We start from the raw sequence: 26,283 nt of genomic DNA, 5'->3' as shown, positions 1-26,283 counted from the left end.
ACCGGCTGATTACAAATCAGCGCCTCTACCTTTTCAAAATTCAATCCTATCAAGGGTTGCAGCCGCTGAAATTTGAGTTTTCAAATCTTGGATCACAATCTAGATCACAATCGCTAAAACTTAGGTTTCTTTAGAAACAATTGAGTAATTTCGGGTGAATTTAGTAGTCTTACGCCTGTTTCACTACATTAGAGACGTATTAAGTTTTATGGCGTTACAGCCTTGCGCCACCATTCATAGAAAAAATCTGATGGTTTCCCAGATGCTGTAGGATTGAAGACTCATAAACTGCGAAGCTCATGCTGCGACTCATTAGTCTGCAAACAGGACTAGGGCAGACTGTTCAGGCTTAACTTTATTTCATGCAGCAGCGCCATGTGGAAGACTTTGAAGGCTTTTGGCGAGACATTTTGCATGAGTTAGGACAGGACGACGAATTTTGGAGTTGGGCAATGAAAAAACGGTTATCTATCCCTAACGATCGCTTTGAAGCTTATGCGATCGAGTTTGAAGGACTGACTCAAGGATTAATGTGGATCGAAACTCAGTGTCATCGATCGTGGGTAAATCCTGCTCACCGAATTGTTTACGTTGAAGCATTGGCATCTGCCCCTTGGAATCGTCGCCGTCTCGAAGATCCACCCTATCTTGATGGAGTTGGAACGGCACTGCTCCTCTTTGCTCGACGGCGAAGTGTCGCTTTAGGCTATGAAGAGCGGATTGGACTCCATGCTTTACCGACATCAGAAGGATTTTATGAGCGTCGAAATATGACAGATTATGGGCAAGGCCCAGACAAAGAAGATCTGAGATACTTTGAATATGGACGATTGCTGCAACCGCTAGAGGATTGAGGCTGAATCATGAATGACGAACTGCTGCGGAAACAATTCGAGCAAACTGGCGATCTGCTGGACATCCTAGACAACCCCACGGTTCTGGAAGAAGTCGTTCGCCTCGAATCGGAATTTGATGAGATTGGGGCTGGGTTCCCTGCTTATTCTAAGAATCCGAAGCCTGTTACACCTGCTCAGTCGAAGGCAGTCATGCGAAAGGTGCGATTGCAGTCAATGGTGTTGAGCGATCTGGCAGAACTGATTCAGTTTGTGAATCTGGGTGCAGGAACTGAAGCGGCAATCACAGAGGGGCGACGACGCATCCGACAGCATCTGACTGATCTCACGGGCGAACAGCAAGCCTATTTCGATGCCTTGGTTGACGAGGATCAGCTTCAGTCCCCAGACAAACCGCTTCGTGCCCAACTGAAGTCAGTGGTTCATTCGTTACTCTCCGCTTCAGATTGGAATGCGATCGGACAAGCTGCAACCGACGCAATTCAAAACCATTGGGCAGATTTCATTCAAGGTTCAAAAACAGCTTAGGTCGATTTGCCCCAGACGAAATTTAGAGTTTGCGCTTCATGGTTGAGGTGAGTTTGACATCCCATCTATCAAATTCTGAATCAGCTTCAGCATTTCCATAGGCTTGTATCCCAGTTCTGCCAGTGAGAAGGCTGCGCTGAGTCGAACTTGCGGGTCTGCATCTTTGAGAAAAGGAGTGAGTCGTGAGATCGTTGTATCTACTCCTTCGATTCGTCCCAACGCTTCGGCTGCGCTTTTCCGCACCTCGAAGTCTCGATCGCTCAACAGCAGAACGAGATGTGGAATCGCCGGAGACGCGGCTGTTCCTTTCCATCCCAAACCCTGAGCGGCATTACTACGCATTCTTGGATCTGTGTCTTTCAGCAATGGGACAAACTGCGCCAGCACGACGTTTGGTTCTCCCATGCTTCCTAACACCTCGGCAATCAGGTTGCGGAGACTGGGATCGGAATCGCGGAGAAAAGGAGTAACTTGTGCGATTGCTCCAATCCGTCCTAGCGCAAAGGTAGCACTATGGCGAACCTCTAGGTTGGAATCTTTGAGCAGGGGCAAGATTTGTGAGGTTGCTTCTTTTGCTGAGACTTTCATTAAACCCAATACATTTACTGCACCTTGACGAATCAAGGGATTTGAATCTTTGAGCAATGGAATTAGGGTAGGAATTGCGAGCTTTGTCTCTCCCATTTTGTTCAATACAGCCGAGATCGCAATACGGACGTTAAGATCGGAGTCTTTCAGAAGGGGAATCAGGGCAGGAATCGCAACTTTTGCAGGTTCTCCCAACAAGTACAATTCATGTGCTGCGCGACTGCGAATATTGGGATCAGAATCTTTCAAGAGCGCAATCAGGCGGGGAATTTCAACTTGTGGCATAGCTCTAATTCGTTGTAGTGTGCGAGTTGAACTTGCACGAACAGTGCCATTCGGATCTTGAAGGAGAGCGGTTAGTTCAGGGATTGCGATTTTTGCAGGTTCCCCAATCGCTCCTAGCGCACGAGCCGCGCTACTGCGGATGCCAGGAAATTCGTCCTGTAGTAAATCAATCAGTTGGGGAATCGCAGGTGACGCTGCTGATCCCATATTTGCCAGCCCATCAATGGCATTGAGTCGATCAATTGGTTTCGGGCTTTCAAGCTTTTCGATCAGAGTTGAAATATTCTGAAAAGTCGTCTGAGTGGGTGAAGGCTTTGACATTGGTGCAACAGGCTGTGCAGAAGTACGATCGCCGATTCCAATGGCTAGCGTTCCACCCCACAAAATTATCTTGAGTATTGCCCACGTCATTTCTAAGAAGTTTGGCGAAGTCGAGCGTGCTAATTTCTCAGTTCGGTTTCTCATCGATAACACTCAAGTCCTAACTGCTAACAACTCACTTCAGTCTGCCCAAGAATCAGGCGCGACCTTGAGACGCTTGGGTTAAAGCCACGACAGCAAACGGTTATATGTCTCTTAAATACAAGATTCAGTTTTCTGCACATGCCGCTACAGGCTCTTGCACCTGCCCTATCGACTTCTAGCAGCTAGATTCGCAGGAACCGTTAGTGTTTACAATGCTTGCTTTTTATATTCTATGAATCAAAGAAACAGCGATTCCGGTTTCAACTTCTGATTCACCTGTTTCTGGTCACTCAACTTATCCAAATCATAAGGAGCAAATCATGAATACGATCAACCATACTTCTCTCTTTACCGACGTGACATCTGATGAATCTGCCTCAGTTAACGGTGGTTTTGGCGGTCTGGGCGGCTTCGACTTCCAAGGTCAATTCTACAACTCTCTAGTCCCATTCTTACCTGATCCGTGGATTTATCCACTTCAGGTGCAATTTTTCGACAATGTAGTGTCTTGGGGTTCGCTTGATGCCTTCTTACAAGGTGGCACGACGGGGCAATTAGATTTCCTACTAGGCGCTGCAAGACAGGTTGGTGGATTCTAACCAAACTATTACCGCGAGCGATCGCGCTGCTTGCCCAAGTGCGATCGCTTTTCTCAAACTCACATCAGCAGAATTGCCCTATGCGATATCATCACGTCCCCCAACACGGTGAAGAAGATTGCGGAGCCGCTTGCCTTGCCACGATCGCGAAACATTATGGACGCAGTGTTAGCTTGAATCGATCGCGCCAAGCGGTCGGCACAGGTCAGATGGGTACAACGCTACTCGGATTGAAACGGGGTGCAGAGGCTTTAGGATTCAATGCACGATCAGTCAGAACTTCGCCGCAGATTCTTGATCGATTAGAAGATGCTCCCTTACCTGCAATCATTCACTGGAAAGGAAGACACTGGGTTGTGCTATACGGTCAGCATCGCAGAAAGTGTGTGATTGCTGATCCAGCAGTAGGAATCCGTCATGTCACGAAGCGAGAACTCGTAGAAGCTTGGACAGACTGGATGACATTGTTAATTGAGCCTGATCCGGTACGATTCTTTGAGCAGACGGATGACCCAGTTGGAGGAATGCGGCGGTTTATCAGTCGGGCTTGGGCATATCGGGGTGTGTTTGCTCAAGTGCTATTGCTCAATAGTGTTTTAGGAGTGTTGTCGCTAGCTTCGCCTTTCCTGATGCAAATGCTCACCGATGATGTTTTGGTAAGAGGTGATACGAAGCTGTTAACGACAATGGCGATCGCAGTTGTGGTCATGACGCTGATTAGCAGTAGTTTGGGATTTGTGCAGTCGAATCTAATTGCGAACTTTGCTCAACGACTAGAGTTGGGGTTGGTGCTGGAATTTGGGCGTAAGGTGCTACAACTGCCGCTGGAGTACTATGAAGCGCGGCGAAGTGGTGAGATTGTCAGCCGATTGAGAGATGTTCGCGAGATCAATCAATTGGTATCGCAGGTTGTTATCAGTCTGCCAACACAGATTTTTGTGGCGCTGATTTCGCTGGGAGTGATGCTGTTTTATAGTTGGAAATTGACGATCGCAGGTGTTGTCTCTGGATTATTGATGACGATCGTACCTCTCTTGTTCATGCCAACCCTTCAGCAAAAGACACGCACATTGTTAGTTGCAGAAGCTGAAAATCAAGGGGTTTTAGTTGAGACGTTCAAAGGTGCAATGACGCTGAAAACAACAACGGCTGCACCGCAGTTTTGGGAAGAATTTCAAAGCCGTTTTAGCCGTTTATCGAAAGTCACGCTCAATACGGCTCAGATTGGCATCATCAATGGAACGTTTTCAAGCGTTGTTTCCAGCAGTAGCGGCATCTTTCTACTTTGGTTTGGTGGAATGCTGGTGACGAATCCAGCGGAAAATCTAAGCATTGGTCAGCTACTTGCTTTCAAAGCGATGAATGATCATGTTCTATCATTGATTAGCACGTTGGTTCGATTTGTCGATGAGTTCGCAAGAGTCAAAACTGCAACACAACGACTCACAGAAGTGATTGATGCAACCCCAGAGGGTGAGAACGATTTTGATAAACCAACGGCTCGAATTTCGCCACAAGCTGATTTAGTTTGCAGTCAACTTCAGTTTCACTATCCAGGACGAATAGAACTCCTGCAAGACTTTTCACTGAAGATTCCGGGCGGTCAGGTGGTTGCAATTATTGGTCAGTCCGGGTGCGGAAAAAGTACTGTTGCAAAGCTGATTTCTGGACTGTATCCGCCTCAATCTGGCAACATTCAAATCGGACTGTATAACATTCAAGATCTCTCACTCGATTGCTTACGCCAACAAGTTGTACTTGTGCCGCAGGATGCTCATTTCTGGAGCAGATCGATTCTCGAAAACTTCCGCTTAGGTAATCCTGAAACACCCTTTGAAAAGATTGTCCAAGCCTGTCAGATTGTTCAGGCAGATGAATTTATTAACCGTTTACCCGATAAGTATCAAACCGTTTTAGGCGAATTTGGAGCGAATCTTTCTGGAGGACAACGGCAAAGATTGGCGATCGCTCGTGCCATTGTAAATGATCCGCCTGTTTTGATTTTGGATGAATCGACGGCTGGACTTGATCCAGTCAGTGAAGCTCAGGTTCTAAGTCGATTGTTTGCTCATCGCCAGGGAAAAACCACGATTTTGATTAGCCATCGTCCGAGAGTCATCGATCGTGCCGATTGGATTGTGTTTCTCGAACAAGGCAAAGTCAAACTTCAAGGAACACCCTCAGATCTCCGCGCTCAATCTGGTTCTCATCTCGATTTTCTTACCCCATAAATTGAACTATGCTGATTAGTCGCCCTAAATTGGATCTCCCTTCTCTGACGGAAAGAACGTCACCGATCACAATGCTCCGCACTGTCACAAGCGATGAATTTCTGCCCTCTGTGAGTCGCTGGATGACTTTGAGCGGATTAGTACTGGTTGGAGGTGTTGCTGCTGCGATCGGGCTTGCTGCTGTGACTCAATACAATACAAAGGTTAGAGCAAGCGCGATCGTGCGTCCGGCTGGAGAATTGCGGATTGTGCAATCAGAACTCGAAGGAACAATTAGACAGATTACAGTCAAAGAGAATCAGCAAGTTAAGCGAGGAGACGCGATCGCCTACCTAGACGATTTTCAACTCCAAAATCGCCGCAACCAGCTTCAATCGATTCTACAACAAGACCGTTTACAGATTGGACAATTGGATGCCCAGATTCGTGCCTTGGATAACCAGATTACAGCCGAACAGTCCGCCATCGATCGGGCAATTGCAGCCTCTCAAGCAGAACTGAGCCGCACTGAGCGAGAACATCGCGATCGCACCATTACCTCAGAATCTGAAGTGCAAGAAGCAGAAGCAGCGTTGGCACTCGCGACTGATCAAATGCAGCGATTTCAAACCCTAGCCAGCGTTGGTGGTGTTTCTCAAGCGCAACTGAAAGAAAAAGAATCTGCGGTTCAATCGGCTCAAGCTCGATTATCCCGTGCCAAAGCCGCATTAGCTCCAAGTGCAGCCCCGATTCAGATTGCTCAAGAACAAATCGCACAGCAACAAGCTAAAGGGAACTCAACCTCAGCAGCGCTGCAAAAAGAACGAGAAGCTATTATTCAGCAAAAAGTGCAGCTTCAAGCGCAACTCAGCCGTCAAGAAAAAGAGATTCAGCAACTCGATCGCGATTTACAACGAACGGTGATTCGGGCAACAAGTGATGGAACGATTTTGAAGTTAGAGTTACGCAATCCGGGGCAACTGGTCAGAACTGGAGATGCGATCGCGCAAATTTCCCCGGACAGTGCGCCTTTAATGATTCGCGCAACGGTTCTGTCTCAAGAGATTGAGCAAGTTCAAATCGGGCAGCGAGTCCAGTTGAGAATTGCCGCTTGTGCTTATCCAGACTATGGAACCTTAGAGGGAACAGTGAGCGAAATTTCGCCAGATGCGATTGTGCCTCAAAATTCTGCTACTCCTACACTGACAAGTTCAACATCTGGCGGTGTGTTCACAGTCAAGGTTCAGCCCAAGTCCACTACCTTGATGAAAGGGAACCAACCTTGTTCAATTCAAGCGGGCATGGAAGCGACTGCCGACATCATTTCGCGGGAAGAAACGGTACTGCGATCTCTGCTCCGAAAAGCCAGACTTTTGCTCGACTAGCTCTCTACGTGGCTAGCAAGATCCATATCAGAAGCCGATTGCTGTTTTCTGCAATCCACTGAGTGAATTTGTGAATCTAGGCTATCCGAAGTCTGCCATTACAAGTACTGAAAGCAACGATGCTATCCCAAGTCAACTTTCCTACTCTCTAGATTAAGCAACTTACTTTAACTGAACCAGAAACTAGGAGGTCATAATGAGCGTAAATGCAGTTGATGAAACACAGAACAATCACACAAATAACGGAACGCGATCAAGTATCAGCGATCGTATCGCCAAAGTGATTCAGAAACGACAAGAACTGGCATCTAGAGTAAAACCTGTCAAAGCACATCTCGAAGCTCTCCTTCGAGAAATTCAGAATCTCAACCAGCAAAAGATTGCGATTCAGCCCACATTAGAAATTTCCGAATCTAGGGAGAATCTAGAAAATCTAAATCTCAATGCACTAGAAAAGAGTATTCGAACAGAACTCGATCGAATTGAGCAGCTTGAGCAGCGATTCTCGCGCCATACCCTAAATATTGGGGTTGTTGGCTTAACAGGACAAGGAAAAAGCACTTTTCTAAAAAGCTTAAGTGGACTGAGCGATAACGAAATTCCGGCACGTTCCGGTGGAGCATGTACCGCTGTTCGGAGCAAGATTGAGCATCACGATGCTGAAACTAAAGCAATCGTCATACTTCATTCGGAAAGCTCTTTCGTGAAAGAGGTAATCACTCCTTATTACATAAAACTAGCGCTTGGCAAACCTCCAAGTAGTTTAGATGAATTTGCATCTCAGCCGTTGCCTGAACCTCCACAGGGGGTGACGCATCAGACAATGTACGATCATCTAAAAAATGACTACTATCTGCCGTTCAAAAACTACCGTGAACTATTAAAGCCTGGTAAGCCTAGGGAAATCGAGATTAATCAGGAAGAAATTCCAACCTATGTCATGCAACAGCGCGATGCTGAAGATCGACTGACAACGTTCAAGCATCTAGCGGTTCGAGAAGTTCAAATCTTCTGCCGATTCAGCAAAACTGACGTGAGCCGACTTGGGTTAGTGGATGTGCCTGGACTCGGTGATACTCGCTTAGGCGACGAAGATTTGATGCTGACCACGTTGGGGCGAGAAGTCGATATTGTGCTATTTCTTCGCCGACCCGATAGCAAACGCTATCAATGGTTGAAATACGATACCGATCTTTACGACATTGCTGCTAAAGCCCTTCCTGATTTAGGTGATCGCGCCTTTATGGTGCTGAATCATCAAACCGAGGGTAACAACTTAGATGCTTGTAGAGCAATGCGCGATAAACAAGGCGAGATGAAATTTGTGACTTGTGAAATCGCCAATTGTGCCCAACCAGATGAAGCACAGCGAATTCTCGATCTCATTCTTCAGTATCTTGACCAGCACATTCAAGCACTCGAAGAACGGTATGCAAGATCGCGCCAAAAAAGCTTGATTGAACTCCATCACACGATTCAGTCTGAACTAAGTCGTGCCCGCCATGCCATTCGCTCCTCGGCTCAAGAGAATCGCCTGTTCAAGCGATTGTTCAAAGACACAATGCAGGATCTCGCAAATGGATTGCGCGATTTAGTGGAAACCCTAGCCAGTGAACAAAACACGATTGATCCAGATTTTGAAGCAGTTGTGAAAGGGGCGCTGGCAACTTGTGAGAATGATTCGGGCATTCCCTCAGAAGCTGAAATTCGCGATCGCACTCGTAGTCTAGATCTCCACGACTCCTACAAAGCCGCTTATTGCATCTTCATTCCTGAAATGCGTGCCCATCTATCGAAGAATTTCTTGGCACTCGACGATGGATTACAACAAGCTGCGAACAAGCTCAAAGAGCGAGTGGCTCAAGTTCTGGTTGAAAAAGGAGGGCTAGGCAATCTCACAGACGCACGCGGAGTAGAATTCCTAGAAACCATCACGGATCTCTTGGCAGAATGTGACAACTCGCTTGAGGTCGGCTTCCGCACTCTTACAACCTTTAATATCTCCTATGGGGCGTTGATTCTACGGCTGATTCGTCAAAATCTGATGAGTGTGCTTGATTCAGATGAAGTCGTCAAGAACCATGAGTTACGGGAAACAGCAACGGAGGCAGCAAAGGTTATTGCGACTACTGGAATTGCGGTTGGAGTGCCTGCAACAACACCGATTAGCCCTGAACTCGTTGGACAAGTCGTTCAAGTTACGGATCAACTGGCGACTGCCGTTCTCAATTCAGTTTTTGAATTTGATGCCAAGCACGTTCGCGGGAATTTGCAGCATCTCCATCAGCAAGCCGTTCAGAAGTGTCGTGAAACTCTTGATCGCTGGCTAGAGGCTCCTAGTCAAATCCGCTATTACATGGCAACTGAATTTGTCGATCGAGTCCTTGATGCCAGTAACATGAAGGAAGAATGGGACGACTTTTTGCGCGATCCGGAGATCCGAGCAAAGGTCTGGTCTGAGTTTAGACAGATTGAGGCAATGAAAGCATCGCATCAGGGTTGGCTAGATGCAGTGCAGAAGATTCTGGATCTCAATCAGCGAGACAGAGTTGAATTTTTGAACTAGAGCGTACCGCAAGAGAGAGGTCGTGACTAAGCTAGAGTCGCGATCTCCTTGCTGCTCAGAAAAGCCAGACTGCTACTCGATTGAATTTTACTAAGCGATTCTGCAACAATAGTTCTGAAGGCAAAAAATCCTGCTACTTTCTAGCCATTTTTCTGGAGAAGTTTTATGAGAGCCATCCCCCAATTACTGAGAGCAGACTTGAGCAGAAAATTTTTGGCTGGCAGCCTTTGCGCTTTGCTCCTCAGCATCACCCTCCCTGCTGAAGCCGGATATCAACCGCCGAAACAGCGCAGTACACCAAGAAGATCTGGGATTGTGACAGGTAGACGCGGTTGCCCAGGTGTTGGCGATTTTATGCCAGCATTGGCTCCTCAAGCCTATGTGGGGCAGACGACTTCTGCTCGCCCGACGTTTGCCTGGTTTGTTCCAGAAACATCTCCCAAAGAAATCAAGTTTGTCCTATCTGAATTAACTAGCAATGGTGAACGCATTGTTCATCGAGCAACGATGCAGAGCACATCAGGATTGATGCAGTACACCCTACCTCAGAATCAGGAAGCTTTACAGACCGGACAACGGTATCGCTGGCGAACAACTTTGTTTTGTGACCCCAGATCCCCTTCTAAGTATCTGAGAGCAGAAGCTGAAATTGAGATTGTAGAAATGCCATCTACTCTACGGCAACAGCTTTCCACTGTGCAAAACGACTTGCAACGCGCTAAGATCTTTGCGGAATCAGGGCTATGGTACGATGCTTTCGGTACAGCATTAACCGTTCAAAACCCAAGCGCAAAAGCCCTCCAGCTAGAACTTCTACAGAATTTGACAATGACAGAGACTGCGATTCGTCAAGATGGCACAGATAACCGATTTATTGAGCAATTGCGGCAGGTGATGGCAACTTGGGATCGACGATCGTAAAGGCGAACTGAGCGAACTAAAGCCAATTGCCAATGAGGATAAAGGGTGCCCAGTAGCTTGGATGTGTTCGCTCTTGTCCTCGAAGCACTTTAATCTGCGCCGATTGTAAAGCCTCTGCTTTGCTGATGCCTGAATTGCTAACTAGACTGGCATAGAATTGAACTGCGACTTCGGCGGCTGTCACATCATCGGCTGACCAGAGAGAGGCTAAGGCACTTCTCGCACCAGCCTGAACCGCCACCCCTGCCAACCCTAACGCGGAGCGATCGTCACCGACCGCTGTTTCGCAAGCCGTTAAAGCCAGTAAGTCAATTTGACCTCTAGAGGGTGCATTCCGAATAAATCGTTCAAGTTCACCAATGGTTAATCTTCGACTATCGCCTGTGACCAGGAACGTATCGCTGGGTTCGGTTCCGAATTGCCCATGAGTTGCAATATGAAGGATTGAGTAAGTTTGACGTTTTAGGGCTTGCTGAAGGCGATCGCGAGTAAAATCTTGATTGAGCAATGTGGTCGTTTGAGGAATCTTCGCGGCAATTCTTTGAATTTCTTGAGTCACGTACTCTAGTGGAATGAATTTTTGGTTCTCAACTTCTGTCGCGTTACTCACCCCCAGCGCTAAAACTCGCAGATTGTTGCGATCGAACACTTCGACTTCGGTAATGCTAAGGCTGGGGGTTGTAGCAACGACGAACTCTTCAATCAAAAACTTCTGCGTCTTGCTGTTATATAAAGCCGACATGGGTACATTCCGCAAAATCCCATCTTGAACGAAGACGAGCGTTTTGGTTTCTGACTGTTTCAGCACAGTTTCAAAGGGCGCAATGATCCAGTTGTAGAGCTTGATAGATTGGCTAGGCTCAAAAACAATTTCGGAGTCGTCTTCTAGTTTGAGTCGGTAATCAATCACCTCGCGTCTCAACGTTTCGCGATTTACATCAATCCAGTGGAATTCTTGGCGACCGTCCGGAAGCTGCATGATGATAGCTGTTCGATCGTCGAGAACGATCGAGCTAACGATCGCAGTTCGCTCTTTTTGGGCAACGGGCGACACTCGCTCTCGGCTGACTGGAACAATGATACAGTCATTGCCAAAATAGTTCTGGAGTTCTGCAAGTCTTAAATCATTGATCGTTTCGAGAACCGTGTTTAAGTTTTTCTGAGTTGAGATCGTAGCTTTGCTGTTTTGCTTTGTAGAGGTGATCTTTTGATCACCTGCAAGTGCCAATCTTAGCTCTACTGCCTGCCGATAGAGTGGATCAACTGCATCTCGGAAATCAAACTGGAGATCTCGGTTGGCATTGAGCAAGTCAGCCCGGATTTCTTTTAGCGTTGCGAGGGCTTTATCATAGGCTGCGATTGCGGCGGGTAATTGACCTTGAGCCTTTAAGATTCGGGCGGTCTGCCACTCCCAGAGATACAGGCTGTCTTTGGCTCTCAAGTTCTGCTCAGCAGTCAAGCGTGCTTTCTGGGTGCGATCGAGCGCCTGTCTATAATCTTTGCGGCACTCATAAATCCGACCGAGTTCACCCCAGACAAACGATTCTGAACGGGGATCGCTAATGCGTTGAGCAATTGAGACGGCATTTTCTAAGAGTTGCAAAGACTGGGGTTCAACGGTCGCACTGTAGCACTGATTCCCGAATGAGCCACCGAGTTGCACAAGTCTTGCGGTCGAGGACTGCTCAGTAGTGGGCTGCACAGCGGGAATGGGTTGGAGCAAGCGAGTGAGATCTAGCGTTGCGTATACCTTCTCTTGAGAATCAGGAACTTGGTTTAGCAGAGCGAGAGCTTGCTGGGTGAGCGCGAGCGCACTTTGGGAATTTCCCGTTCGGTAGGCAGGTGCAATGGAGCTAATCAGCATTCTCAACTGATTCGTTGAATCTCGTTGCTGTTGAGCAAGAGTAATTCCTTCCTGAAATCGCTTCAAGGCTTCCTGATCATTGGTCAATCCGCCTTGCCTGAGTTCGTTTGCTTCACCATTGCCAATAAGTTCTGCGGAGTTAGCGCGACGGTAGTTAATCTGGGCAAGGTTGAGTGCATTGTTTCCCAGGCTATTCAGCAATGCTGTGATGAATTGGGAGTTTTGAATCTCTCTGGCGACCTTTAATCCTTGCTCTAGATACTCTCCTGCCTGTCGATTGCCACTGCCTGCTGCACTGTCGCGCTCTCCTCCTCTGAGTCGGTATGCTTCTCCCAAACTTCCCAATGCGGCGACTTCTCCAGTTCGATCGCTGAGTGTACGTGCAATTTGAAGGCTACTTCCTGGCGTACAGGCTTTCTCCTGCGGCGCGTTGCACAATAGCACAATCGCCTCTTGATACTGCCCCAATTGAATCGATGCTTGTGCCTGTTCAGTGAGCATCCGTCCAACTTGTAGTGGATTGTTGAGGCGACGGTAGGTAGACACCACTTCTGACCATCGAGCGATCGCTTGTTCAATATTGCCAACGCGCTGATATGCCCTTGCCAGGTTTTCTAGAATAACGACGCGATCGTTAAGATTATTTTGATACAACGGTAGGGCGGCTTCCCATTGCGCGATCGCGTTCTGCACATTCCCTTTCTGGTATTGCTCTACACCTTTCTGTACCAGTAACCTGCCATCTTGACTGATTGCTTTTCCTTGCCCTATCCAGAGACAACAGAGAAGACTACTGAGAAAAATAGTAACCAGCACCCAACGAATCCTGCTGCGACGAAAAGCAATGCGCCTGAGAGATTTCATGGTTTAGGGAGAGGCAAGGGTTTGACGGTTCACGATTAATCTACCGTGAATTGTTGCAAATTTTGCTTCGATGATCCTTGATGCTTTCCCTAGAAAAATACTGATGAGGCGATCGCGTACTGGTTAAACTTTGAGTGATAGATTAATTCCCAATCACCGCATCCTACAGAAGCATTTTTAGGAGCGCAGGTATGAAACTGTCTCTGGGGTCGGGTTGGTTGAAGTCCGGTTTTAGCGCATTCGTCTCTATCTTTACAGTTGCGATCGCCGCTGAGATTGCCAATGCTCAGGTTATTCCTGATGGTACATTGGGAACTGAGGGATCGATCGTCACGGAAGATGTGATCCGAGGGGGGATCAGCGATCGCATCCCTGGTGGTGCGAGGCGTGGGCAAAATTTGTTTCATAGCTTTAGCCAGTTTGATGTGCTTGAAGGGCGATCGGCTTATTTCGAGAATCCGACTGGTGTTCAGAATATTTTTAGTCGGGTGACGGGGAGCGATCGGACTGAAATCTTCGGTCGCTTGGGAGTCATTCAAGCTGGTTCTACAGAAGTTTTGGGCACTGCCAATCTATTTTTTGTGAATCCCAATGGCATTTTGTTCGGTGCGACGGGAAGCTTGGATGTAGGTGGGTCGTTTGTGGCGACGACGGCGAATGCGATCGGGTTTGGCGATCGGGGTAACTTTAGTGCAGCAAATCCTGAAGCGCCAACACAACTTCTTACAATAAATCCATCTGCTCTGCTCTTCAATCAGATTCCAACTGGAAATATTATCAACAATTCAACAGCATCCACAGGTAATACCAAACCTTTAGGGGTTCCTATAATTGGTTTACAGGTTCCCAATGGTCAAAGTTTGGCACTGATTGGTGGTGAGGTAAATCTAGATGGTGGACGGTTGAATGCGATCGGAGGGCAAATTGCATTAGGTGGATTAGCGAGTTTAGGAGTCGTTAGTTTAGAAGTCAATAACAACACCTTCAATCTCTCATTTCCATCGGCAAGTCAATTATCAAATGTATTTTTGTCAAATGATGCAACCGTGAATGTGCGAGGAACCGAGGGTGGAAACATTACGGTTAATGCAAATACCTTTTCTGGCACCACCGGGGGGAGATTAACCGCTGGAAGCGACGGAACTGGTGATGGAGGCAATATTACGATCAACGCAAATCAGGTGTCTTTTGGTGGAATAGGGCGATCTGGCGTTTTATCAGGGATTTATCAAATTGCGAATCGCTCCGGTAGCGCAGGCGATATCTTAATCAGCACCAAAACGCTCAATGCTGAACCAGGTGCCCAAATTTATAGTTTTGTCGAATCTGGAGCAATCGGCAATGCAGGCAATCTCACTATCTCTGCCGATTCAATTGAGATGAGTGGTACTTTGGGTAGTCGCGCCACCAGAACTCGTATTGCTTCTGAAACATCTGGTATTGGAAATAGTGGCAATGTTTCAATCTCTGCGAGACAGTTAACGATTCGCAATGGAGCAATCCTTTCAACAAATACCTTGCCCGGTAGCCAAGGACAAGGTGGAATCTTAATGGTAAATGTTTCGGACTTTGTGAGATTGAGCGGTGTTACTGAACAAGGTGTTCGTGCTGCCATAGCTGCTCAAACTGGGGGCGGCGGTCGCGGGGGCAGTGTTGAGATCAAGACTAGACAACTTTCGATTGAAAATGGACCGATCATTTCGGTGAACGCGATCGAAGGAACTACTGGGCAAGCTGGAAACCTAACTATCAATGCTTCAGACTCAGTGCAACTCATTGGTGTCTCCTCAGATGGGAGAAATCGTTCTGCTTTAGCTGCTACAACAGCAGGCAGTGGACGAGGTGGCGACATTGGTATTAGAGCGAAGAAGTTAGTTGTTCAAAACGGAGGGATTATATCAGCTAGTGCAATTAGAGGTAGTAGTGGTAGTGCTGGTAACATCACTATTCAGGCTAATTCACTTTCACTAACAGGAATTACAGACTCTTCGGATATCAGCACCGTAACTTCAGGTAGAGGAAATGCGGGGAGTATCACCATACGGGCTAATGATTCTATTTCTCTCATAGGGCAGAGCTACATCTTCAGTCAAGTTGAAAGTGGAGGTCAGGGAAATGGAGGAGACATCAATATCACAACCCGAACGCTCTCTCTACTAGACGGTGGAGAAATTGCAACTTCAGTTTTTCGTGCGGGGAATGGCTTACTTGGTGGACAAGCGGAGCGAGCGGGTGACGTATACATCAATGCTTCTGAATTTATCAACATTGATGGAATTGGCTCGACTGGATTCTCTAGTGGCATCTTTGCTAACACCCAGCGAGGAGCAAGCGGTCGCGGCGGCAACATTAACATTGCAACGGGACATTTACGGATCGCAAATGGAGCAGTCATCACAGCTCAAACTCTTAATAACAGCGATAGCGGCAAAATCGAAATTAATGCTAATTCGTTGGAAGCGCTTGGAGGAGGGCAAATCGTTGCCAATACCTTAAGCGGCGGTAATGCTGGGGATATTAGACTTCATGTTAGAGATGTTGTAATTTCTGGTCTTGATCCAAATTACGACAGTCGATTGTCTCAATTTCCTGATGCTCCAGTCGCCAATACTAGTGCCAACAGCGGTATTTTTGCCAGTGCAGAATCTAGCTCTACAGGTGATGGAGGTTCGATTGGGCTATCGACCACCAACTTGAAATTGAGAGAGCGTGCTCGCATTTCGGCTCAAAGTCTAGGACAAGGAACCGCTGGCAGCATCGAACTAAATGTGAGAGACCGATTAGAGTTGATCAATAGTAGTATCATTACTGCTGCACCCAATTCATCAGGTGGCAACATTTCTATCAATACTGAGAAGGGTTTTGGTTCTGGCATTGTTGTGCTACGAAACAGCGACATCACAACCGAAAGCGGAACCAATCTGCTTCCTGGTAGCATCATCGGTGACGGTGGCAACATCACAATCTTGGGCGCAGGCGTGATTGCTTTAGGCGATAGTAACATTATTGCACGAGCATTGCAGGGACGAGGTGGAAATATCACCCTCAGCACTTTCTTCTCAGAAACGCTACCTCCAGGAAACAGCGATCAGTTTGAGGGTAATGGGCGGGTAGATGTCAACGCACGAGGCACTGTTTCAGAGGGACGCATTACCACGGGCGATACAACTTTGATTCAAAACAGCTTGAGTGAACTACAACAAACCGCGATCGACCCCGATACCCTCATTGCCAATAGCTGTATTGCCCGTACCGAACAAGGCGGAACTTTCCTGGTGACGGGGGCTGAGGGATTGCGCGATCGTCCCGGTGACCCGCTCACCTCCAATTACTCGCTCGGAAGCGTTCGTCCGTTACCTGACCCTGCCGCGATCGCTCCTCACTCTTCCAATTCTCAACGTTCTTGGCAGTTAGGCGATCCAATTGTGGAACCGAGCGGCGTTTATCGTCTTTCGGATGGTCGGGTGATGATGAGCAGGAAGTGTTCTTAAATTTCTACCTTTGCATACAGAGGGTAAAGTGGCGATGAAGAACTTGCCGGGTTTCTACTACAAAGCTTGTATTGAAAGATTGAAGAATGCAGCAAGGCTCACTTCCGTCAGCGTTGTGGCGGTCTCGACTCTTGCTGCCTCACCCGTCGATGCCCAAGTGATTCCTGATGCCACACTAGGAGCCGAAAACTCTGTTGTGACTGGAGATGTGATTCGAGGGGGAGTCAGCGATCGCATTTCAGGCGGCGCAAGACGAGATATTAATCTATTTCATAGTTTTAGCCAATTTGATGTTCCTGCTCTACGAGGTGCTTATTTTGAGAACCCGGCAGGAGTGCAGAATATTTTTAGTCGGGTGACGGGGAGCGATCGCTCTGAAATTCTCGGTCGCTTAGGCGTGTTGGGAAGTGCTAACTTATTCTTCCTCAGCCCCAACGGCATCTTATTTGGTCCTGCGGCAAGCCTAGATGTGGGTGGTTCGTTTGTGGCGACAACCGCGAATGCGATTAGGTTTGGCGATCGCGGAAATTTTAGCGCAACGAATCCCGCTGTTGTAGACTCTATTCTAACGATTGACCCTTCAGCGTTCTTGTTCAATCAAGCTACACCTGCAAGCATCGTTTATAGTTCTAGTGCCTTAAATGGAACACCGTCTCCTGTTTTCGGTTTGCAAGTGCCTTCTAACCAAAGTCTGATCCTCATTGGTGGAGAGGTTCTCATTGATAATGGACGACTTAGCTCTTCAGGAAGTCGCATCGAACTCGGTGGTCTTGCTACACCTGGAACTATTAATTTAGATTTTAGAGATAGCGAAATTAGCACTTCGACTCCGGACGGAAGTTCTCTTGCAAACGTCTCCCTGATAAATGGTACTTTAATTGATACAAGCGGATTGCGCGGAGGAGCGATCAGCATTACTGGCAACAGAGTAACCTTAGATAATGGATCTGGTATCTCGTCAATCACTTTCGGAAACCAAGATGGGAGAGGTATTTCGATTAGAGCTTTACATTTAGAGATTTCTAATTCGTCCGCAATCTCTACAGCATCCCTCTCTCCAGATCTATCAAATATTCCCTTGGGCAGTGGAAGCAGTATTCAAATTAAAACAGGAACTCTGAATGTTAGAAATAGCTCTTTAGTGAGTACCATCAGTGCGTTCAGCTTCGGTAATGCTGGAGATATTCATATTGAAGCAACCGATGAGGTAGTACTTCTTACTCTTCCTACTGATCCCGTTGCCTCAAGCATTGCCTCGTTATCTGTCGGTTTTGGATCTATTCCCAGTCTAGGTTCGCCAGGTAATATTACGATCAATACACGAGATTTTCGTGTTCAAAATTCAGGCATCCTGACTACAACCTTCCTCGGACAAAGCAGAGTTCGAGATCTAACCATTTCGGCAACCAATGTTATAGAATTACAAACTTCCTTTCTTAGAACAAACTCTATTGGTGGAGGTGCTGGAGGAAATATCTCTCTTAAAGCTCCTGTTATCCTAATTCGCAATGGAAGCGTTGTGTCAACCAGCAATATTGATCCGCGAAGTTTAGGTTTTGATACTCTCGATCCCTCGCTTTACACTCCACAGTTTTTTGCTTTTGTTCAACAACTGTTTAGTGATCCTAACAACCTTGTGAATGCGGGTCAGGGAAATTCTGGAGACATCTCTGTTAACGCTACTAAACTGTTAGAGATCACAGGAGTATCACCAACTAATCTATTCAGTTCGATCGATACTCGGACAAATGGAGCAGGTCAAGCTGGTGCTGTTACGATTGAGACTAACCAGTTAAATATACGTGACGGAGCTTTTATTTCAACTAGCACTAGGGCTTCTGGTCAAGCTGGTAGTATTTTTGTGACGGCTGATTCTATTCGCTTGAACGGTGTATCTGTGCTTCCTCGATCGTCTACCAGTATTACTAGTCAAGCTGAGGGAGAGACAGGAAGTGCAGGCGACATCACTGTTAATACCAGATTGCTGACAATCTCGGATGGTGCTTTTATTTCTACAGGAACCTTTGGTAATGGGCGCGGCGGGGATTTGAACGTCATAATCCGAGAATCTGGGAAATTTGAGGGTTCAGCGCTGCTAATCAATGGACAAGGGCAACCTAGTGGATTATTTACAGCAACGTCTGGAAGCGGTCGAGCAGGCGATTTACGTCTGAAAGCTGGACAACTCGACGTTATTGATGGAGCATCAATCTCGGCTCAGAGTGCGGGACAAGGACAAGCGGGAAATCTCACGGTTGATGTGAGTCGAAGATTAGAACTGGTTGATAGCAGCATTACTACACAAGCTCCCTTCTCATCCGGTGGAAATATTCAAATCAATACTTCACCAAGCTTCACATCAGGCATAGCACTGTTACGAAGTGGAGATATCAGAACAAATAGCTTACAAGACGGCGGGAATATTACAGTCGGTGGGACGGGTTTGATTGCTTTTCGAGATAGTGATATTGTGGCAAGCTCTGATAATGCTGCGGGTGGAAGCATTACATTCACGACACCTGCCGTGTTTCTAGAAGCGTTTAACAGATCGACCATTCAACAGGGAATTAATCGATCGACCACTGAAGATATTTCAAATGGAAATAATCGAGTTGAAGTGATTTCGACAGGCAGAACACAAGGTGGAACGGTGAATCTACCTGATGTGAGCTTTATCGAAAATAGCTTGAGCGAACTGCAACAAACCGCGATCGATCCCGACACCCTAATCGCGAATAGCTGCATTGCTCGTACCGAACAGGGCGGCACTTTTCTTGTAACGGGTGCTGAGGGATTGCGCGATCGACCTGGAGATCCTTTTACTTCTTCTTACTCCTTAGGAACCGTGCGCCCTCTCCCTGCTGCATCTGCTCAGACCTGGCAGCTTGGTGATCCGATCGTCGAACCCCAGGGAGCTTATCAGCTACCAAGCGGACGCATCGTGATGAGTCGAGAATGTTCAAAATAATTTTCTCAAAAACCAGAGGTTCGGCTTCTTGTGAGACCAGGTTAACTCACACAGCATTCCATGTGGTTCAAGTGGTTTAAGCTGAAACTCGCCACCCAATAGACGCGCAATTCCTTCTGCTTGTCGGCTTCCTCGGCTCTTCGAGAGATCAGACGTTCCCGAAATATTAATGGCTCCTTCCTTTTTTAGTCCATTGTCAATAATTTGAAATCGATGCTTACCCTGACTTGGTTTGTAGAGAATTTGCAATTCTGTTGCCTCGATCGCGTGTTTTCCAACATTCTGCAATGCTCCTTCTAGAAAGAGACAAAGGGCTTGCTTTTGTTTAGGAGTCAGTGGGCAGTCGTCAAAGTCCTTGAAGTTCTCGATCGTGGTTCTAATTTTTCTAAAACCAGGCGCATCTGTTTGTAGCGTTTCATCAAAGACCTGATATAGCAATTCACTCGTTGGATTTTCTAATCCATCCCACCAGAGTTGATTCAGATAGACATCCACATTCTGAACAAGAAACTGCTGCTTAAACTCATGGCTCTTCAAAAATTGCTGCTGCATGAATTTATAGATGCTTCGCAGATTGTCCTCTAGTTCCTCTAATTCATACTTGAGTGAATCATCCAGAGTATCTTTCTCTTGCGAATTTCGCTGAATTCGTGCCAGGACATTTAATGAACCTCGATGAATCTCATCATAAGTTCGCTCAATAATAAACTGACGCTCACTAATTTGATCTTTCAAGTTGCGATCGTAGCGAAACCCAAACGCGATCATCGTCCCAAGAAAAACTAGGAGCGGCGGGACAACCGGAACCCACCACCCCAAAATTAACAAGCCGTAACTCACGCCAACGAGCAGAACACCCGCTAAAATCAGTCCAGCCAATAATCTAAGAGATAACCTGAGCCACCAACCGAGCGCAATTCCAATCACTGTCCAACCGACAATCCATAGATATTCCCATTCGTCTGCCCAAGCACTAATGAGCGATCGTCCATCGATCACTGCACTCACAATTTGACTCGTTGCGTGAGCCTGTGCTTCTACCCCAAACATCAGCCCAGACGAGTTGTGAATCGCATTCGTGTAGACAATATCTCCCGCACTATGAGACATGATTCCGATCAGCACAATGCGATCGCGAATCCAGTCAGACGGAACACTCCCAGACAGCACCTCTTTCATTGCGACGACTCGAAACGGTTGGGAGCCACTGCGGAAATTAATCAAGATTTGATTACCTCCAGTATCTTCTCCGACATAGCTGCCAGAATTAGGGCTGAGATGCTGTAGTTCTGTAGACCCAAATCTCATATTGATGGAGTCACGAATTCCACTATCTAAGCTAATCCCCTTTTGAGTTGAGAGATAGCGTTCAGCTAATCGAATGGTTAGCGAAAATCGGTAGTCGCCATTGTTAGTGTGCGTTCCCAGTAAACTGCGTCGTAACTTTCCATCTGGATCGAGAACCGCATCTACGAAGCCAACTTGGTCAGGTGGCAAATCTGGAGGAGGATTAATCGTGCTATCTCCTTGTTCTCCCAGTATCTTCTCAATTCCGACTAAATTTTGAGATGAAGCTCTAAATGTTTTCACGAGATCAGCATGTCCGGGCGGAACCGGGAGATCTCGAAAAATATCTAATCCAATCACAGCAGGCTGCTTCTGCTTTAAAGTTTGGATTAGTTTAGCTAAATCTCGATCGGGAATTGGGTAAGTTCTTGCCCTGCGAATATCTTCCTCATCAATCCCAACAATCAAAACTCGTTCGTCAGTTGGTTCTGCTGGACGCAGATGGAGCAGCGAATCTAATGCTTGTCGCTCAAAGGATTGCAAAACGCCAGACGTTCGGGCAACGATTACGATCGCGGCGGAAATCATCCAGGGTAGTAGAATCCCACGTCTCAATAGAAGCTGATTTCCAACCTCTCGGACGGATGCTTTTCTCAGGTATCGCATATCTCATTCATGAGTTGGAGGTTAGTCAATTAAGCCTTCTTCACGCGCTCGTACTTGAGTCTGAACCCGTAAATTCTTACCTGGATCAGGATAGACTCCGAGCGCATCTTGAATCTGCGTCCAGTAGTTGCGAACCGTTCGCTCAGAAACTCGCATCTCCTGCGCGATCGCTTGATCCGTCAGCCCTTTCTCAAACGCCAGCTTCAGTAATTGCAACCATTCTGGCTTAATCTCCAATCGGGTTCGCATCTCCTTGGGCGTGTAGACAATTCCATCTAATGCCCACTCCACACGCTTGATCATCTCCTTGAGCGAGATGCTTTTTTCAGCGATCGTAAATCCTCCATCGTGAGATGTAATCGCAGGTTTCAGACGAACGAGGGCTTTGGGGTAGGCACTTTGAACAACAATGTGTAGCGTTGGATTGGTTTGCAGAATCTCGCGCAAAAGCTGAACTCCTACATCCGATCGAGGCTCATCGCCTGCGGTTTCCGGGATCGCTAAATCCATCACGACGAGATCGGGCTGAGATGCCAATCGTTCCTGTGCCTCCTGAACGGTTCGAGCCGTGACAATTTCGACTTCAGGAAAATGTTGCTGCAACGAGTGAACCGTTCCATCCAGAACCGTCTCGAAATCATCGATGACCAAAAATTTTTGCTGCTTGTCTCGTACTGTTGGTTCACCCATCGTTTGATTCCTCAAAAACTATGCACTCAAACTGGGACTCTCCCCTTTCCAGAAAAAATACCATACTGCCCTCTGCCCCTGCTGTTTCACCTCAGTTTTTCCTGAAATCAATAGTTCAAACACTCGGCTTAGATACTGCACCTCAACTGATTTCAGCGTTGCCTCAAGTTTTTCCGCATCAGCGTAATTCACCTGAAGCATCAGTGTATGGTCATTGCCCTGATGGTTTAGCGCGATCGCGAGATCACACACAGGCAGATTGAGCCTGAGCCACTCATTTAAGACTTCGAGAATGACTCGATTGTGCTCCAGAGAATCCTGTTGCTGTGAATGAGTCGAGTGCATCTCAAACTGAATCTCAGGATGTTGCACTTTCCACTGTTCGATCGCAAACTGAAGTGCTAGAGATAGACTTGCCTCTAAATAGGGTGGAGCAAGCTGGTGGCTCAGATTCTCTAGCGATCGCTGAAGTCCTTCTACCTTTCCCAACCATTGCTGATGCTGATCGGCGTTGGAATTCGCCAACTCCAAGCTCCGACGCAAGCTAAACAACTCCTGTAGCAGATGATGACGAATTTCAGCCGCTTGCTGGTCTGACCTCAACGATCGTCGCTGATGCCACCACTGCATTGCGTCCTGAATCTCCATCAGAGACTCAGAGGACTGAAATAAATTCGCGATCGGCTGGGTTGAACTCACGGTCAAAAGGAGGGTTGGAGCAAGGGATGACCGAAACTGTTTGAATTTCGATAGTTCTACCATACAATTTGCGGTTTCATCTCTGCTTTCATCCTTTCTACTCAATTCATTGCACTTTCCTGAAGGAACCTTTGCAGAAAAGTGCAATGGTTGAGCGATCGCTTATCGGTTCCAACCTGGCGGATAGAGCCGCTGCATTTGCTGGATGGCATTCTGCGATTGTCGTCGCCACTGATTACAGGCTTGCACATCACCTCGTACACATCGATCTTGTAAACTTCCGACGGTTCCGCTCACATTCCGCACAACGCCAACATACTGCCATTGACCATTGCCTGAATTGACATAAGTATTGCCGTTGGCATCCGTGTTAACTGCATAACCTCCCCAGTTCCCAACTCCAAGTTGGTTGCCGCCTGCTGCTCCACGGATGGCGCGAACACAGGACTCAAATGACCCGTTGAGCAAATACATCATCCGTCCTTGAAACTGGGCATAGCACTGAGCAGCTTGAGCAGTCTGGGCACTTGCACTTCGATTCTCCGAAGCGATGAAAGTAGTAGACAGTAACCCAACCGTTAGCGCACAGACAAGCTGTGAAGCTCCAATCATTCGTTTCATTGTCGTTTCTCCTAAAGAAGTTGATACACACTGTAGGAAAAATCCCAAACACAAATCATTGACTATCTACGCGATACTAACTTCTGATTCTTGATGATGAAGGTGCAGTTTTCTGAACTTATAGATATTGATCAATGCAGAACATCTACGATCGCGTTTGATACAGGGACTCTTGTAATTTTTATCGCAAAGACCCAATAATGCTTACTGTTGGTATGTCAGGAACTTAATGCTACATTCGTTTTTATTTCTACCTACCAGAAATTCCGCAATGCTTGAAGCGCAGTTTCAGGTCGCGGTTTTGATGTGTCGATCAGTGCTTCAGAAGTAAGGACATAGATACTGACAGTCTGGTGTAATGAGGTTTAGCAAAATGAGGAATGTCTTCCCGTGGGTATGAGTGTTGTTTCATCTCAATTTCAGAATTCCTACCTGACACGGCTACCTCTTTCAAAGTCGTATTTTGCGTTCATTACCTCCAGTCTGTTCTGGCTGGGCAATAGCTCTTCTATCTTGGCTCAGTCTGCTCCCCCACCGGGTATCACAATTTCTCCTAATACACCTGGAACTGTAGAACAAACGATTCCACAGCCTTCGCCAACGCCTCAAACACCACTTGTTACGCCGTCACTTCCATCCCCACTTCAACCCCCAACTCCGTCGCCTGTTTCACCAGCCCCAACCGAGCCTACTAATATCCGATTCCGAGTCGATCGCATTGAAATTCTGGGCAGTACAGTTCTACAGGTAGAGATAGATAAACTTGTTCAGGCTTTCATTAATCGCCTCAGAACCGAAAACCGTGATGCTACATTTGATGAATTGGTTGACCTGCGATCGCAGATTACCCAGCTTTACATCGATCGCGGCTACATTACCTCTGGTGCTTTTCTTCCCAATAATCAAGATTTAACCGATGGTGTCATTCAAATCCAAGTGGTTGAGGGAGTGTTAGAGCGAATTGAGATCGGAGGGTTAACTCGCCTGCAACAGAGCTATGTGAGATCGCGCCTAGAACGAGCAGCAAGTAGACCACTCAACCGAAATGATCTAGTCCGAGCGCTGCAACTTCTTCAAATCGATCCACTGATTCAACAGGTAAATGCGGAATTGACGGCAGGGAGCAGCCCAGGTCGCAATGTTTTGCAGGTCAACTTGCGAGAAGCACCTCCTTTTACCGCAGCAATCATCGCTGATAACTATCAAACGTCCAGTGTCGGATCAGAACAATTGAGTGTGGCAGGTAGCTACACAAATCTTCTAGGATTGGGCGATCGCATCAATGCTCAATACGGTCTTACACGCGGACAAAACTTGTACGATTTGGGCTACACACTGCCTGTTAACGCTCTTGATGGGACAATAACACTGCGCTATAGCAATAGCAACAGCGACATTATTGAAGAACCATTTGATCAACTGGGGATTCGCAGTGAAGCCCGCACCTTTTCAGCAGGGTTTCGGCAACCTCTGTTTCGTTCCCCAAACCAAGAATTTGCATTCGGATTATCATTTGACCTACGACGAAGCCAGACGTTCATTCTAGATGATGAACCTTTTTCCTTCTCCGAGGGTGCAGAAAATGGAGAATCTAAAGTATCGGTGCTGCGATTCTCTCAAGAGTGGCTCTCTCGCAATAGGACGAGTGTGCTGGCGGCGCGATCGAGTTCAGCTTCGGATTAAATTTGTTCGATGCAACCGTAAACGATACGGGCACAGATGGACGTTTCTTTAGCTGGCTGGGACAGTTCCAATACTTGCAGCAGCTATCACCTCGATTGGTGCTTTTGACGCGGGTGAACGCACAGCTAACACCCGATTCCTTGCTATCCTTAGAGCGATTTAGCTTAGGTGGAATTGAAACAGTGAGAGGCTATGGTCAGAATCAGCTAGTAGCTGATAACGGAATCTCAGCCTCGGCTGAACTTCGTGTCTCATTGTCGGGGGATTCTAATCGGCTTCAGATTGTTCCTTTTGTTGAGGCAGGTCACGCTTGGAATAACAGAACAGCTAATCCGGAGAAAGCGACGATCGCAAGTATAGGCTTGGGACTCCGCTGGCTAATCACTCCAAACTTGAATCTACGGCTAGATTATGGCATTCCCCTAATTCAGGTTGAAAATCGAGGCAGTTCCTTGCAAGATAATGGTTTCTATTTCTCGTTGCGTTATCAGCCTTTTTAAGGGCGAGATTTTTTCGCTTTGGATACTCTGTAGGTCAGCATAGTATTTTCTACTAGGCGTTGCATAAAGCTGCATCAATCTATTCTGCTTACCGCTGTTAAAGATGCAAGAACATGGAATGACTTCATTTCCCTCAGTTTTTACCATTTGAAATATGGGCGCACAACGGGTGAAGTTAAAGGCAACTGAAAAGTCATAGCCACCAGTAGAACAAACAATCCTATTCCAGGAGGTGCAACATGGAACTAATTCTAGGTGCAATTGTTGTAATAATCGTGCTTTGGTTACTAATAGCAGATCTGATTAAACCACCAACTAAAAAGCCGAAGAAGACACGAGAGCAAGAACTAGCAGACGCAGTAAGAAAATTCATGCAGGATGATGAAAACAAGAAGTAAAATTCATGCCAAGAAGTGCCTGATTGAGCCAACTTCAGGATGCAAAGTTGCTCTGCCTGTCCCTTTCTGAATCTTGATTTCAATACACTCCGAGCTTTCTTTAACTGGTTCAAGCAAGAGGGCTAAAAGTATAACTGTTACGAATAGCTTC

The 26,283-nt window shown here is 46.9% G+C and carries 18 protein-coding genes; 12 read left to right on the top strand and 6 right to left on the bottom strand.

Features of this window, described 5'->3' with window-relative positions:
* Window positions 1–362 precede the first annotated feature (362 nt).
* Window positions 363–854: a GNAT family N-acetyltransferase gene (locus tag J0L70_RS27380; protein WP_287456608.1), complete on the top strand. Its 492-nt coding sequence runs from the start codon at window positions 363–365 to the stop codon at window positions 852–854.
* Window positions 855–863: 9 nt separating this feature from the next.
* Complete coding sequence (locus J0L70_RS27375; RefSeq protein ID WP_287456607.1) at window positions 864–1,382, top strand: hypothetical protein; 519 nt, start codon at window positions 864–866, stop codon at window positions 1,380–1,382.
* A 36-nt stretch (window positions 1,383–1,418) separates the two neighbouring features.
* On the opposite strand, the gene J0L70_RS27370 is transcribed toward J0L70_RS27375, so the two are convergent.
* Window positions 1,419–2,720, bottom strand: coding sequence for a HEAT repeat domain-containing protein (locus J0L70_RS27370; protein ID WP_287456606.1), 1,302 nt, complete (start codon window positions 2,718–2,720; stop codon window positions 1,419–1,421).
* A gap of 320 nt (window positions 2,721–3,040) precedes the next feature.
* Here J0L70_RS27370 and J0L70_RS27365 point away from each other — a divergent pair, with 320 nt between their 5' ends.
* The 5 genes from J0L70_RS27365 to J0L70_RS27345 all read left to right on the top strand — a co-directional run bounded on the left by J0L70_RS27365 (window position 3,041) and on the right by J0L70_RS27345 (window position 10,401).
* On the top strand, window positions 3,041–3,319 hold the full coding sequence (locus tag J0L70_RS27365) for a hypothetical protein (protein ID WP_287456605.1): 279 nt from the start codon (window positions 3,041–3,043) through the stop codon (window positions 3,317–3,319).
* A gap of 80 nt (window positions 3,320–3,399) precedes the next feature.
* Complete coding sequence (locus J0L70_RS27360; RefSeq protein ID WP_287456604.1) at window positions 3,400–5,550, top strand: peptidase domain-containing ABC transporter; 2,151 nt, start codon at window positions 3,400–3,402, stop codon at window positions 5,548–5,550.
* A gap of 8 nt (window positions 5,551–5,558) precedes the next feature.
* Window positions 5,559–6,914 carry an HlyD family secretion protein gene (locus tag J0L70_RS27355; protein ID WP_287456603.1) on the top strand — a complete coding sequence of 452 codons (1,356 nt, stop codon included), beginning with the start codon at window positions 5,559–5,561 and terminating at the stop codon, window positions 6,912–6,914.
* Window positions 6,915–7,110: 196 nt separating this feature from the next.
* A complete protein-coding gene (locus J0L70_RS27350) occupies window positions 7,111–9,480 on the top strand; it encodes a dynamin family protein (protein ID WP_287456601.1) in 2,370 nt (789 codons plus the stop codon).
* A gap of 165 nt (window positions 9,481–9,645) precedes the next feature.
* Window positions 9,646–10,401 (top strand): DUF928 domain-containing protein, encoded by a 756-nt coding sequence (locus tag J0L70_RS27345; RefSeq protein WP_287456600.1) that lies wholly within the window; start codon window positions 9,646–9,648, stop codon window positions 10,399–10,401.
* 16 nt (window positions 10,402–10,417) lie between these two features.
* On the opposite strand, the gene J0L70_RS27340 is transcribed toward J0L70_RS27345, so the two are convergent.
* On the bottom strand, window positions 10,418–13,129 hold the full coding sequence (locus tag J0L70_RS27340; protein WP_287456599.1) for a CHAT domain-containing protein: 2,712 nt from the start codon (window positions 13,127–13,129) through the stop codon (window positions 10,418–10,420).
* A gap of 191 nt (window positions 13,130–13,320) precedes the next feature.
* Here J0L70_RS27340 and J0L70_RS27335 point away from each other — a divergent pair, with 191 nt between their 5' ends.
* Entirely contained in the window at window positions 13,321–16,620 is a 3,300-nt protein-coding gene (locus J0L70_RS27335; RefSeq protein WP_287456598.1) for a two-partner secretion domain-containing protein, read from the top strand.
* Between the two features lie 34 nt (window positions 16,621–16,654).
* On the top strand, window positions 16,655–19,588 hold the full coding sequence (locus J0L70_RS27330) for a two-partner secretion domain-containing protein (RefSeq protein WP_287456597.1): 2,934 nt from the start codon (window positions 16,655–16,657) through the stop codon (window positions 19,586–19,588).
* Here the strand turns inward: J0L70_RS27330 and J0L70_RS27325 are convergent.
* From J0L70_RS27325 to J0L70_RS27310, 4 genes are all read right to left on the bottom strand, one after another.
* Complete coding sequence (locus J0L70_RS27325; protein ID WP_287456596.1) at window positions 19,580–21,541, bottom strand: CHASE2 domain-containing protein; 1,962 nt, start codon at window positions 21,539–21,541, stop codon at window positions 19,580–19,582. The two genes, J0L70_RS27330 and J0L70_RS27325, sit on opposite strands and share 9 nt — an antisense overlap.
* 21 nt (window positions 21,542–21,562) lie before the next feature.
* On the bottom strand, window positions 21,563–22,231 hold the full coding sequence (locus J0L70_RS27320) for a response regulator transcription factor (protein WP_287456595.1): 669 nt from the start codon (window positions 22,229–22,231) through the stop codon (window positions 21,563–21,565).
* Window positions 22,232–22,249: 18 nt separating this feature from the next.
* Window positions 22,250–22,930 (bottom strand): hypothetical protein, encoded by a 681-nt coding sequence (locus J0L70_RS27315; protein ID WP_287456593.1) that lies wholly within the window; start codon window positions 22,928–22,930, stop codon window positions 22,250–22,252.
* A gap of 162 nt (window positions 22,931–23,092) precedes the next feature.
* Window positions 23,093–23,551 carry a hypothetical protein gene (locus J0L70_RS27310; protein WP_287456592.1) on the bottom strand — a complete coding sequence of 153 codons (459 nt, stop codon included), beginning with the start codon at window positions 23,549–23,551 and terminating at the stop codon, window positions 23,093–23,095.
* Between the two features lie 396 nt (window positions 23,552–23,947).
* Between J0L70_RS27310 and J0L70_RS27305 the strand changes: the two genes are divergently transcribed.
* From J0L70_RS27305 to J0L70_RS27295, 3 genes are all read left to right on the top strand, one after another.
* Window positions 23,948–25,234, top strand: coding sequence for a ShlB/FhaC/HecB family hemolysin secretion/activation protein (locus J0L70_RS27305; protein WP_287456591.1), 1,287 nt, complete (start codon window positions 23,948–23,950; stop codon window positions 25,232–25,234).
* A 2-nt stretch (window positions 25,235–25,236) separates the two neighbouring features.
* Window positions 25,237–25,734 carry a BamA/TamA family outer membrane protein gene (locus tag J0L70_RS27300; RefSeq protein WP_287456590.1) on the top strand — a complete coding sequence of 166 codons (498 nt, stop codon included), beginning with the start codon at window positions 25,237–25,239 and terminating at the stop codon, window positions 25,732–25,734.
* A 239-nt stretch (window positions 25,735–25,973) separates the two neighbouring features.
* On the top strand, window positions 25,974–26,132 hold the full coding sequence (locus J0L70_RS27295; protein ID WP_287456589.1) for a hypothetical protein: 159 nt from the start codon (window positions 25,974–25,976) through the stop codon (window positions 26,130–26,132).
* Window positions 26,133–26,283: the final 151 nt, after the last annotated feature.

The sequence above is a fragment of the Leptolyngbya sp. UWPOB_LEPTO1 genome (assembly GCF_017302695.1).
GTDB lineage: Bacteria > Cyanobacteriota > Cyanobacteriia > Leptolyngbyales > Leptolyngbyaceae > Leptolyngbya > Leptolyngbya boryana.
Note: the sequence above shows the minus strand (reverse complement) of the source record. Positions and strands in the feature narration are given on the sequence as shown.

Bases quoted from the DNA above. Each gene is read 5' to 3' on its own strand.
- J0L70_RS27350 (WP_287456601.1), top strand. From the start codon at position 7,111: ATGAGCGTAAATGCAGTTGATGAAACACAGAACAATCACACAAATAAC.
- J0L70_RS27365 (WP_287456605.1), top strand. From the start codon at position 3,041: ATGAATACGATCAACCATACTTCTCTCTTTACCGACGTGACATCTGAT.
- J0L70_RS27310 (WP_287456592.1), bottom strand. From the start codon at position 23,551: ATGAAACGAATGATTGGAGCTTCACAGCTTGTCTGTGCGCTAACGGTT.
- J0L70_RS27340 (WP_287456599.1), bottom strand. From the start codon at position 13,129: ATGAAATCTCTCAGGCGCATTGCTTTTCGTCGCAGCAGGATTCGTTGG.
- J0L70_RS27360 (WP_287456604.1), top strand. From the start codon at position 3,400: ATGCGATATCATCACGTCCCCCAACACGGTGAAGAAGATTGCGGAGCC.
- J0L70_RS27305 (WP_287456591.1), top strand. From the start codon at position 23,948: ATGAGTGTTGTTTCATCTCAATTTCAGAATTCCTACCTGACACGGCTA.
- J0L70_RS27355 (WP_287456603.1), top strand. From the start codon at position 5,559: ATGCTGATTAGTCGCCCTAAATTGGATCTCCCTTCTCTGACGGAAAGA.
- J0L70_RS27345 (WP_287456600.1), top strand. From the start codon at position 9,646: ATGAGAGCCATCCCCCAATTACTGAGAGCAGACTTGAGCAGAAAATTT.
- J0L70_RS27325 (WP_287456596.1), bottom strand. From the start codon at position 21,541: ATGCGATACCTGAGAAAAGCATCCGTCCGAGAGGTTGGAAATCAGCTT.
- J0L70_RS27370 (WP_287456606.1), bottom strand. From the start codon at position 2,720: ATGAGAAACCGAACTGAGAAATTAGCACGCTCGACTTCGCCAAACTTC.
- J0L70_RS27295 (WP_287456589.1), top strand. From the start codon at position 25,974: ATGGAACTAATTCTAGGTGCAATTGTTGTAATAATCGTGCTTTGGTTA.
- J0L70_RS27320 (WP_287456595.1), bottom strand. From the start codon at position 22,231: ATGGGTGAACCAACAGTACGAGACAAGCAGCAAAAATTTTTGGTCATC.
- J0L70_RS27330 (WP_287456597.1), top strand. From the start codon at position 16,655: ATGAAGAACTTGCCGGGTTTCTACTACAAAGCTTGTATTGAAAGATTG.
- J0L70_RS27335 (WP_287456598.1), top strand. From the start codon at position 13,321: ATGAAACTGTCTCTGGGGTCGGGTTGGTTGAAGTCCGGTTTTAGCGCA.
- J0L70_RS27375 (WP_287456607.1), top strand. From the start codon at position 864: ATGAATGACGAACTGCTGCGGAAACAATTCGAGCAAACTGGCGATCTG.
- J0L70_RS27380 (WP_287456608.1), top strand. From the start codon at position 363: ATGCAGCAGCGCCATGTGGAAGACTTTGAAGGCTTTTGGCGAGACATT.